Genomic DNA, 10641 nt, shown 5'->3' on the forward strand with positions numbered 1-10641 from the left:
TTAAAAGTCGCTCCCATCTTAACCCAATCCATTTATGACCCATTCGGGTGATAGACGAATCCTCCCTCAGCCGCTAACCTAGTCATGGGTTAAGATATGTTTACAAATTGTTGTCTAGCTCCGAATCAAGGAGGATCGCAGCCTTATGTCAGACTTGAACCGTGGAATTATGAAGTTCGAGGGAGCTGATAGCCCAAAAGCGATCGCTATCTCATCTGTGTTGGTTTTGGGTGGTATTGCTTTTCTTGTTTGGTGGGCACTTCACTCAGCCTACGCTATGTAACTCGCTACTAAACCGAGGCCACTACCGATGCTGATGAAGCCATAAGTTCAATCGATAGGTTATCTCAAAGCTCCTGTAAAACTTCCTTGTTCGGGAGTCACTTTGTTATTCAACCCAAAATGTCTTTCGCGTATCTTTTGCCTCAGGCTGCATAGGACTACACCAACCTTTTGCTTGACTAAAGACAAGTGAAATGTTTTCAAACCTATGGAGATGGGTTTGGTTTGTGTAGCTGCGATATGGAGTTGCTGAATGCAAGATACAAGTTTTTCTAGAGTCGCTTTTTGAGCCTGACTCTGGAATTTTTTATTGGCTATTTTTCATCAAGAAAGAATTATGGCAAGCATTCGGGATATCCTCGGTTATTACCGAAAATATCGAATCGTCGCGCTTTTAAGTATTGCGGCATCTAGTCTCTTTGAAATCATCGATCTGGTAGTTCCTTACACAATTGGGCAGATTCTCAACGTACTGTCCGGTCAACCGCTGGATCGGGGATTGCAAAATGCGATCGCTCTCATCGCTGAAGTTAGCAACTTACCGGCAAATCGATTCCTTTCCCTCTCAGTGCTAATGGGATTAATCTTGTTAGTCACCGTCGTTAGAGCGCCCATTCAGCCTTGGCTCGGCATCTGGTTTCACTGGGATACAGCCTTGCGATCGCGTCGAGACCACAGCATAAAAGTCCTTGAAAAAATCGTCACTCTACCGCTAGAATTTTACGAAGAAAACAACCCTGGACGAATCGCCGGACGAGTTGCTAGAGGACTCGCTAATCACACCTGGACTTATCCTGAAGTCGCCGGACAGTTGATTCCCAAACTCGTTCGGGTGCTGGGTATCTTTGCGATGATCTGGCTAATTGAGTGGCGAATTGCCGTAATTTTCCTAATTTCCTTCATCTTCATCCTCAGCTTCACCCTCAAAGACCTCAAGCAACTGAGTGATCGCGAACAGAAACTGGATCGATATCAGGAAAATACTGAAAGTCGTACTTCGGAAATTATTACCAACATTAAAACCGTCAAAGCCTTTGCCACCGAACAGAGAGAACTGGAGCGTCAACGACAGCGCCTAGAGCGGGAGTTCAAAGTTGTTGACTACCGCATTCATAGAGGTTACGTCATCCTAGCTACTTCCCAAAGGACGATCATCCAGTTTTGTGTCTTTTTAGTACTTGGTTTGACCCTCAACGCCACCTTACAGGGAAAGATTTCACTAGGACACTTCGTTACTACGTTGACCATCTCCAGCATGGCCTACTCGGAGCTAGAACCTATTAGTAACCTCGCTGAGATATTTGCTCGTCGCTATGCCTCCATGCTCCGGTTCCACGAGTTCATGCACCTACCTGTAGGCGTAGATGGGGTCATTCTGTCTCAAACCAGAAGGCAGACGGCAGAAGGAGGAACTCAGGATTCTCGTGGTTCTGAACTGTCCTATCAATTTACCGGCAAAGTCGAATTTTCCCATCTGAGCTTTGGCTATGACAGCGATCGCCCAGTTTTAGAAAACATTAACCTACTCATCGAACCTTATCAAACTGTAGCGCTGGTGGGGCGTTCGGGGTCGGGTAAGTCTACCTTAGTCAAGCTTCTGTTCCGGTATTTTGAACCCCATCAAGGTCAGATTTTAATGGATGGTCAAGACATTCGCACTTTGGATGTCACTGGCTATCGGCGGCGTCTGGCAATTGTTCACCAGGAAGTAGATATTTTCAACGGGACGTTGCTTGAAAACCTTACCTATGGCAACCCCAAAGCTACGGTTGAACAGGTTCAGGAAGCTTGCCGCATTGCCAGAGTAGACGAAGTCATTGAGCATCTGCCGCAAGGGTACTACACCGTTGTTGGAGAGCGGGGAATGCGCCTGTCTGGGGGACAACGACAGCGCTTGGGAATTGCTAGGGCACTCTTGGTCGATCCAGATATCCTCATCTTTGATGAAGCAACTTCTAGCCTCGACTACGAATCTGAGCGCTCAATTCAGTTAGCAATGCGTAGCATCCTTGGCACCCGCACCACCATTATCATTGCTCACAGACTTAGTACCATCCGGGAAGCAGACAAAATTGTAGTTCTCGATCAAGGTCAAATTGTAGAAGTCGGCAGCCATGCTGAACTACTGCACCGCAAAGGAATTTACCGACGTTTGCACTCCCTACAAGAAACAGGTGAGCTACTCTAAAGTTAAAAGGAAAAAGGCAAAAGTGAAAAATCTTTCTTTTTCCTTTTGCTTTTTAACTTTTGCCTTTTACAGCTTCCCGTGATTGTTTTACCCGTTCAGTCATATATTCTAGTTACTTCCGATCTGGGTCCCCTTTTAGGAAGTGTTTGGCTCGATATCGCGGTGCTGGGATTGATGCTTTTGCTTTCTGCTTTTTTCTCCGGCTCGGAAACGGCGATTACAGCCCTCGACAACCTTAAACTCAGGGCGCTGATTCAAGAGCAAGGAGACCCGCGCCGGATGTTTGCGCTGGTCTTAGAAAATCGGGGTCGGTTTATCACTACCCTTCTAGTCGGTAACAATCTAGTTAATAATTTTTCAGCAATTCTGACCAGTAACTTATTTGCCCTCTGGTTAGGGAATGCAGGATTGGGAATTGCTACTGCTGTTGTTACTTTTCTAGTGCTGATTTTTGGAGAAGTTACCCCTAAATCTCTGGCAATCAACAATGTCATGCCAGTTTTTAAGTTTGCCGTTCGCCCGATTTACTTGCTATCTATCGTTCTCGGCCCGCTTATTTATTTATTTGAGCAAATTACTCAGCGGGTAATTCGCCTGTTTCAGGGGGGTGTTGTTCAAGAGGGAGAGTCTTTAAGAGATCTCCATCTGATGATTGAAATTTTGGGAGGCAAGGGGCATCTAGATTTACACAAACACCAGCTGCTCAACAAAGCCTTGATGCTAGACAGTCTCAGCACCCGCGATCTGGTTAAGCCACGGATTGACATGAGGACAATCTCTCATGAAGCGACCTTGCAGGAGTTTGTGAATCTGTGTCTGGAAACAGGATATTCCCGTATTCCCGTGCAGGAGGAGTCTAAGGATCAAATTGTCGGCGTTGTTCACCTGAAGCGAGCGCTCCAGCAGCTGAGGTTTTTGAAAAAAGAAGGGATTGATAATGGCTTGGTGACAGAGGCGATGGACCCGCCAGTATACGTGCCGGACACGAAACGAGCCGCCAATCTACTGAAGGATATGTTGCAACAACGCCTTCACATTGCCATCGTCGTCGATGAGTATGGGGGCACGGTGGGGTTGATCACGCTGGAAGACATTCTGGAGGAGCTGGTTGGCGAAATTTACGATGAAAGTGACTTTCCTAGTCGAGCGATCGCTACGAGAAATGCCACGCGCTCTGGTGGCTGATTCAGAAGACAGGGATCAATGTATGAGTAAGCGATGTAGATTCCCGCTCTCATCCTGCTACTTGCACTGTCCGTCACTTTTTCCACAGCTATAAAATCAATTTTCAAAAAAACTTTTGCATTTCCCAAACCTTGTGCTACGATTATTAATCGTGGAACAAATGGGTCGATGCCCGAGTGGTTAATGGGGGCGGACTGTAAATCCGCTGGCTATGCCTACGCTGGTTCAAATCCAGCTCGGCCCACCACGCAACAAAAGTTCTAAGCCATAAGTTTTGAGTTATTCTTTAATTAAGGTAACCGACTCAAAATTTAACGTTTATAACTTATAAAACTGCCCGTGTGGCTCAGTGGTAGAGCACACCCTTGGTAAGGGTGAGGTCACGAGTTCAATCCTCGTCACGGGCTTTTTCAGCAAATAACTTAATCAAATGTACAGTGACAAATTGCGTGTCATCGGTGACAAATTGCGTATCGTCGTGACAAATTGCGTGTCGCTGAAGTAGCAGTGACGAATTAAATGTCATCTTACAAATCAATTTACTATTCCGCAATCTTAGTCTATCTCTAAGATTGAACTCGTGACCTCTTTCAATCCACCCTAATAGCTGTAGCTCTTTTCCCAAGAGGCATTTTGCCCTTTCAACCCACCCTTAGCTGGGATGGTCGTTGAAAGTAGACTTCTACGAGAAAGATGCCGAACATTTCCACTTCTTTCAACTCACCCCTAGTTGGGATGGTCGTTGAAACCAGTCGGAACCGGATCGATAAACGCCTGTAATACTTTCAACCCGCCCCTAGTTGGGATGGTCGTTGAAACCTTAAAGCGCACGGCTGCACTGTTTGGGAAGATGGCACAGTCTGGACTTTCAACCCACCCCTAGTTGGGATGGTCGTTGAAACCAAGCCGATCCCCCTGCTGTCTGAGACCCATTTCCTTTCAACCCACCCCTAGTTGGGATGGTCGTTGAAACTTAATCATCTTGAACGCGACTAGCAAGCCGAGGTATCTTTCAACCCACCCCTAGTTGGGATGGTCGTTGAAACCCGGGACAATTTTCCTGAACTGCTAGTAGGCGATCGCTTTCAACCCACCCCTAGTTGGGATGGTCGTTGAAACCTCCATTGGCAGACAGGGCAGGTACGGACTCGACAACTTTCAACCCACCCCTAGTTGGGATGGTCGTTGAAACCCCGGAAACAACTAGAGCAGGATCTAAAATCACGCTTTCAACCCACCCCTAGTTGGGATGGTCGTTGAAACTTATAACGTCGAACACGCTCCAGGCGGGGAGCTGCAACTTTCAACCCACCCCTAGTTGGGATGGTCGTTGAAACCTGACCTCCCATCGAACCGGACGAATCGATGCAGACAATCTTTCAGCCCACCCCTAGTTGGGATGGTCGTTGAAACGCTTCCCACCTAGACCCCTTATCTAGGCTGCCTTTTAGCAGTATTTTTGACGGCTCCCGAAAATTCCTGCTCAATCTCCCTAAAAAATAGAAAATTGTTGGTTGCCGAAATTTCTGAGGTCAATACTAGACAAGGTTTTTGAGCTTTTGACGGCTCTCAGGGGTTTTTGCCCCTGAGAGCCGTCAAAAAAATAATTAGAGTGGATTCCTCCTTGCTCGGAGGTGATTCGGTAGCCATCACTGTAGTATGTCTACACCCCTATTGCTGGGAGCGCACCTTATTCCCGTCTTTCAACGGCAGCATCAGAGTGGACAGCTACCAGGGTCAGAAAGCACAACTGTCTTCCAACAGTCAAACTAACCCATACTGTTCGCAGTTCAGTGGTTCAAATGAACATGACCTGCGGCGCTGTTGATTATTTCTATTCTATTGTCAAGGTGCGGATTGGGAAATAGTTATGGGTTGGAACGAGCGTGATAGGCAGAAATTGCCATGTTCTTTGCTTTCTCTTGCGGACTACCCCGGATAGGTTGTTCTCCTTCCTCAATGACAATGCCGACTTTTGAGCTTTGAGCTTTGATATTGTCCATTAACCTGCCGTAGCTCCACTGATGGATGTTGATGCGATACTGCTTGGCGTATGTTTTCTGAGCTTCGATGTAGCCAGGAATTTTTTGCTCGGCTCTGGCTTGAATTTCACTCTGGACTAGCTCTCGCATATCGCCCAATTTAGGTAAGATAATGCTGCTTGCTTGATAGGTTTGGGCAAGTTTGACAATGGCTTGTGCTAGTAAGCGATCTATATATTCACCCAGTTCCGATTCGCCGAATTGATTGGAAGCCGCTTTTTTTTGAGCTTTGTGGCGTTGATGGGATAAAGAACGTTTTTGGTAACGTTGACGGTTGAGGAGTTTGTGGTCATCGCCTAAAAGTTGTTTGATGCTGCGGTAAGCGAGCGCTTCTCCTGTCGTACCATCAATGACGGCGGCAGTGGCTGGTTTGTCCAGTCCCAAGGCAACGCCGACAAGGATATGAGGTTGACCTGGATAGAGGGGTTGACTAGGGCGGGGGAAGGGGTTGTTGATTCGAGCCAGAGTCGAGTTTTTGCGTTGGACGAAGGCTTGTTGTTTCTCGTTGAGGTCGCCTTTGTCTTTCATTTTGGTGAGAGTGTTGGCGATGTCGGCAGCTTTCTCTTGGCGTACCTGTTCTGTCCCTTCAGCCGTCCAGAAACGTGTGTCTACGGAGCAGTAGAGAGTCAGGCAATGAATGTTCCAAGGGTCGCCTTTGCCTGTACCTTCCTGCCAAGCAAGGCGTCCTGAACGGAGGGTAAATAGGCTACTGGAATGCTGGTCAATGCTAGCTCGTTTAATTTCCTGGTCTTCGTAAAAGCGTTGAAACCACTTGAGTTGGCGCTGGTCGCAATAGATTTGGAAGGTGTGTTCACCTAAGCCATTGAAGCGGACTTCTAGGCGACCATTAGAGTTTTTGCTCCAGGTTAAGTCTTCGTTGCTTTCATAAGCGACTGGGAAGGGAACAGACTTAGAATTAGTGAGCAATCTATCTTGCCAGGATTTAGCTTCTGCTTGGTCTTGAGGAGCCGTTGTAGAGGCGATCGCGAGTGTTTCCAACCACTTCTGTCCCGTTAAATCTCGACCTTTAGGAATGCGACTGGCTATTTGTTCGGTTAGCCGTGAAATCTTGACTTCGGTTTTGCGGCGGCGTTGGGCAAATTTCTCTGGGTCTTCTTCTTTATCGGAGATTTTGCAGCCGTTTTTGAGTAAGTAGCAGATGGCGCTTTTGGTGGGGATGTCTTCTGTATTGTCGTAAGCCTTGAACAGAGTTTTGGAGACACTACGGTTGGAATTTGAGGCTTGGGGTTTTTTGCGCTGTTTACTTTTGGTCTTCGTGGATTGAGTCGATTCGTTTGGAGAGGCCAAGGGTGTGAGAATCTCGACAGCTTTGGCGCGAATGACTTCTAGAGTGCAGTTGCTCATCTGAACTAACTCCTGATCGCTTCTGAGCATTTCTAGCCAGCGTGTCTGTCCCTCTAACTTGCGCTGCAACCGTTGTTGAATCTTGAGCCAGGATTTGTAGATGTATTCGACTAATGCGATCGCACTCGTATAAAACCGTCCAGGTTGACCGCTGAAGCGAGGGTCAGATTTGAGGGGGTCGCACAGTTGTTTGACGATACCAGCTTTGAGTCTTGCTTGTTGTCGCCAGGTGTCAAAGTCTGGATGCTGGCTTATTTGTGCCAGGAGTTCGTTTATCAAAGGCGTGTTGCGTTCTGCCATCAACGTCCAGAGTTGGTGGCGAGTAGGTTCAGAAGCAACGAGGCGACATTGAATCGTAATTGTACTCATGAAAATACATTATCATAGAAGCACATAGTGAGCTTATAAGAAAAATACGTCTCCTGACCTCGTTTAGTATCATGAGAGGTTATGGATGAAAATTTCTACACCAGCACTGAGGCATCACAGATTACTGGATGCAGTCGGAGGCAATTGCAGTATTGGCGGGACAAGAGTGTCGTTGTGCCAACGGTTAATCCGAGTGGCAAGGGTCGGAACGTTTATTATTCTGATTCTGACCTGCTGGCATTAACGGTGATGGAGTATTTGCTATCGATTGGGTTGAGTTTTGAGCTGTGCCAGCACGTTCTGGGAATCCTTAAAGCTAGGGAGTCATGGATGTTTGATGAGTCTGTGGCGAAACGAGAGATGAAACGCTTGATGTTGGTGCCAGATTCCCAGGAGCAACTGCGTGAGTTGGTGGATTTTGACAGGGGTTTGGCAATGGAGACAATTGATCGGGGGTCGCCTGTTGTACCGTTTTGGAGCGATCGCATTCATCAACGCTTGCGAGAAAACCTCAGAAGCTTTGAGCGGTAGATGAGTTGGTGGGACGATTTGCCAGAACGTGGTACAGAAATGTCGTGTCGATTAGTGGTACCGCATCCCTTGAGGAGAGTATGCAGAGGTGATCGCTAAAACTTGTGAAGTTTGGCTTGAAAGAGGCGACCACGCTTAAGATACAGAAATTCAAAAACTCGCACAACGACGTGAACCAAAGGGAGAAGTTGTTTCTTCATTGCTAAGTCTGACGAACCTGCTCAATCTCCCCCAACATCAACTCTTCTCATTCATGATCGGCTGATGACAGAATAGGGCGGTCTTCGGTCTTGAGGGATACGATGATCTTGAATAAAAATGGTTTCTATGTTCCAGGAGATTCAGCCGTTTACTAGATGGCGGTGTAATTTAGCTCAACTTTTAACTACCTTGACTGAAGTTCTCATAGAAGATTAGATGTTCGAGCAAACCTTCAAAAATATTGATGACGTTCTCTGGAAGGAGGCGGGCTGCACCACAGAGCTAGATTATACGGAGCAAACGTCTTGGCTGCTGTTTCTCAAGTATCTGGATGACCTGGAACATGAAAAGGCACTGGAAGCAGAGCTACTGGGCAAGTCTTACACCTTTATTCTGGATGAGGAGCATCGCTGGTCAGCTTGGGCAGCACCGAAAAAGGCAGATGGCACGCTGGATCATGACAATGCTCTGATCGGCGCTGACCTGATTGACTACGTGAACCACAAGCTATTCCCGTACCTTCAGGGGTTTAAGCTACGAGCCAGTAGTCCGAATACGATTGAATACAAGATCGGTGAGATTTTTAGCGAACTCAAGAACAGGTTCCAGAGCGGCTATAGCCTGCGGGATGCGCTGGAATATATAGACGAGCTGCGGTTTCGCTCTCAGCAGGAGAAGCACGAACTCTCGCACCTCTATGAAGCCAAGATCAGGAATATGGGCAACGCGGGGCGCAATGGTGGTGAGTATTACACGCCACGTCCGCTGATTCGCGCCATGATTCAGGTGGTGAAGCCAAAGATCGGCGATCGCATTTATGATGGGGCTTGTGGTTCGGCTGGGTTTTTGTGTGAGAGTTACGACTATTTACGTCGGGGTAAGCTGACAACAAAAGAGCTTGAGATACTTCAAAAACATACGTTTACGGGTAAAGAAAAGAAAAGTTTGGCGTATGTGATTGCGATCATGAATATGATTTTGCATGGCATTGATGCCCCGAATATTATTCACACCAACACGCTGACGGAAAACCTCAGTGATATTCAAGACAAGAATCGTTTTGATATCATCTTGGCTAATCCGCCATTTGGGGGGAAGGAACGAAAGGAAATCCAGCAGAATTTCCCGATTAAGACTGGAGAAACGGCGTTTCTGTTTTTACAGCATTTCATCAAAATGCTGAAGATGGGCGGTAGGGCGGCAGTAGTAATCAAAAATACGTTCCTGTCAAACTCGGATAACGCTTCGCGAGCTTTGCGTCAAGAGCTTTTGAGTAGTTGCAATCTACACACGATTTTGGATTGTCCTGGGGGGACATTTATCGGGACGGGAGTCAAAACGGTGGTGCTGTTTTTTGAGAAAGGGCAATTTTTCGACTTTGTTCAGGGAATGCCTTTATTTTCTCAGGGAAAACCTTTAAATGAGGGAATGGCAACTCAGAAAATTTGGTATTACCAACTCGATCCAGGGCGGAATATGGGTAAAACCAATTCCCTGAATGATGAGGATTTGCGCGAGTTTGTGGAATTGCAGGCTAGGTTTGCAGAGTCGGAAAACTCTTGGCTGGTGGATATTGCTGATATAGATCGCGTGACGTTCGATTTATCGGTGAAGAATCCGAATAAGGCTGAGGAATCGGCGTTACGAGAACCGCAGGAAATTTTGGATGAAATTGCAGCTTTGGATGCGGAGAGTGCAGAGATTTTGGCGGTAATTGGAGGGATTCTATGATGCAAGGCTGGAAGCTAAAAACGCTTGGAGAGATTGCGGAGGTTCATAGTGGCGGTACACCACTTAAATCACGCAATGAGTATTGGTTTGGTGATATTCCCTGGTATTCATCAGGTGAACTGAATGACACTTTCACTAAGGCATCTAAAGAACTCATAACACCAAAAGGGCTTGAAAAGTCTAATGCAAAACTTTTTCCAAAGGGTTCATTGCTAATTGGAATGTACGACACTGCTGCTCTTAAAATGTCTATTTTAGATAGAGATGCAGCATTTAATCAGGCAATATCTGGAGTAAAACCAAATGAAAATATTGACTTAAAGTTTATTTTATTTGCGATTAATTCTAGAAGGTTTGAGATACTTAATCAAAGACGTGGAGTACGACAGAAAAATCTAAGTCTAGCCAAAATAAAAAATATTGCCTTACCAATTCCATCGCTTCCCGAACAAAAGCGGATTGTGGCAATTCTGGATGAGGCGTTTGAGGGGATTGATAGAACGATCGCCAACACCGAAAAAAACCTCGCCAACTCCCGCGAACTGTTTGAAAGTTATCTAAACGGCATCTTTACCCAGAAATGTGATGGGTGGGTAGAGAAGAAGTTAGGTGACACTGAACTTATACAAATTATTAGACCTCTTGCAAAAGTCGTCGCTGGGGTAATATGAGGTCTGAAATTATGCGCTCGCTCACCTGTCTTCTACGCTCACCCCGGGTAATTCATAAGTAAAACTAATGAAATAC

Annotated in this window: 8 protein-coding genes, 2 tRNA genes and 1 CRISPR repeat array; of the genes, 8 read left to right on the forward strand and 2 right to left on the reverse strand. The window is 46.4% G+C overall.

Annotated features, from left to right (window positions below; all coding sequences use genetic code 11):
* The first annotated feature begins 145 nt into the window (after positions 1-145).
* The 5 genes from H6F52_RS02045 (at position 146) to H6F52_RS02065 (ending at position 4062) form a co-directional block, all read left to right on the forward strand.
* Positions 146-283 carry a hypothetical protein gene (locus tag H6F52_RS02045; protein ID WP_190411922.1) on the forward strand — a complete coding sequence of 46 codons (138 nt, stop codon included), beginning with the start codon at positions 146-148 and terminating at the stop codon, positions 281-283.
* Positions 284-619: 336 nt separating this feature from the next.
* Complete coding sequence (locus H6F52_RS02050) at positions 620-2470, forward strand: ABC transporter ATP-binding protein (RefSeq protein WP_190531603.1); 1851 nt, start codon at positions 620-622, stop codon at positions 2468-2470.
* 78 nt (positions 2471-2548) lie between these two features.
* A complete protein-coding gene (locus H6F52_RS02055) occupies positions 2549-3655 on the forward strand; it encodes a CNNM domain-containing protein (protein ID WP_190433199.1) in 1107 nt (368 codons plus the stop codon).
* Positions 3656-3817: 162 nt separating this feature from the next.
* Positions 3818-3902: transfer RNA gene (locus H6F52_RS02060), tRNA-Tyr, on the forward strand.
* Between the two features lie 88 nt (positions 3903-3990).
* Positions 3991-4062 (forward strand) — tRNA-Thr (locus H6F52_RS02065).
* On the opposite strand, the gene H6F52_RS02070 is transcribed toward H6F52_RS02065, so the two are convergent.
* Together H6F52_RS02070 and cas12k are read right to left on the reverse strand one after the other, a co-directional pair.
* Positions 4044-4181, reverse strand: coding sequence for a hypothetical protein (locus H6F52_RS02070; RefSeq protein WP_190531605.1), 138 nt, complete (start codon positions 4179-4181; stop codon positions 4044-4046). The genes H6F52_RS02065 and H6F52_RS02070 overlap by 19 nt on opposite strands.
* A 112-nt stretch (positions 4182-4293) precedes the next feature.
* Positions 4294-5068: direct repeats of the CRISPR family, unit length 37 nt; unit sequence CTTTCAACCCACCCCTAGTTGGGATGGTCGTTGAAAC.
* Positions 5069-5523: 455 nt separating this feature from the next.
* Complete coding sequence (gene cas12k, locus H6F52_RS02075; protein ID WP_190531607.1) at positions 5524-7431, reverse strand: type V CRISPR-associated protein Cas12k; 1908 nt, start codon at positions 7429-7431, stop codon at positions 5524-5526.
* A gap of 81 nt (positions 7432-7512) precedes the next feature.
* On the opposite strand from cas12k, the gene H6F52_RS02080 reads away from it, so the two are divergent.
* The 3 genes from H6F52_RS02080 to H6F52_RS02090 all read left to right on the forward strand — a co-directional run bounded on the left by H6F52_RS02080 (position 7513) and on the right by H6F52_RS02090 (position 10565).
* Positions 7513-7962, forward strand: a complete 450-nt coding sequence (locus H6F52_RS02080; protein WP_190531609.1) for a MerR family transcriptional regulator — start codon at positions 7513-7515, stop codon at positions 7960-7962.
* A gap of 417 nt (positions 7963-8379) precedes the next feature.
* Positions 8380-9894, forward strand: a complete 1515-nt coding sequence (locus H6F52_RS02085; RefSeq protein ID WP_190531611.1) for an N-6 DNA methylase — start codon at positions 8380-8382, stop codon at positions 9892-9894.
* Entirely contained in the window at positions 9891-10565 is a 675-nt protein-coding gene (locus tag H6F52_RS02090; RefSeq protein WP_190531612.1) for a restriction endonuclease subunit S, read from the forward strand. The genes H6F52_RS02085 and H6F52_RS02090 overlap by 4 nt, the downstream gene beginning before the upstream one ends.
* Positions 10566-10641: the final 76 nt, after the last annotated feature.

The organism is Coleofasciculus sp. FACHB-542 (genome assembly GCF_014695825.1).
Taxonomy (GTDB): Bacteria; Cyanobacteriota; Cyanobacteriia; order Cyanobacteriales; family FACHB-T130; genus FACHB-T130.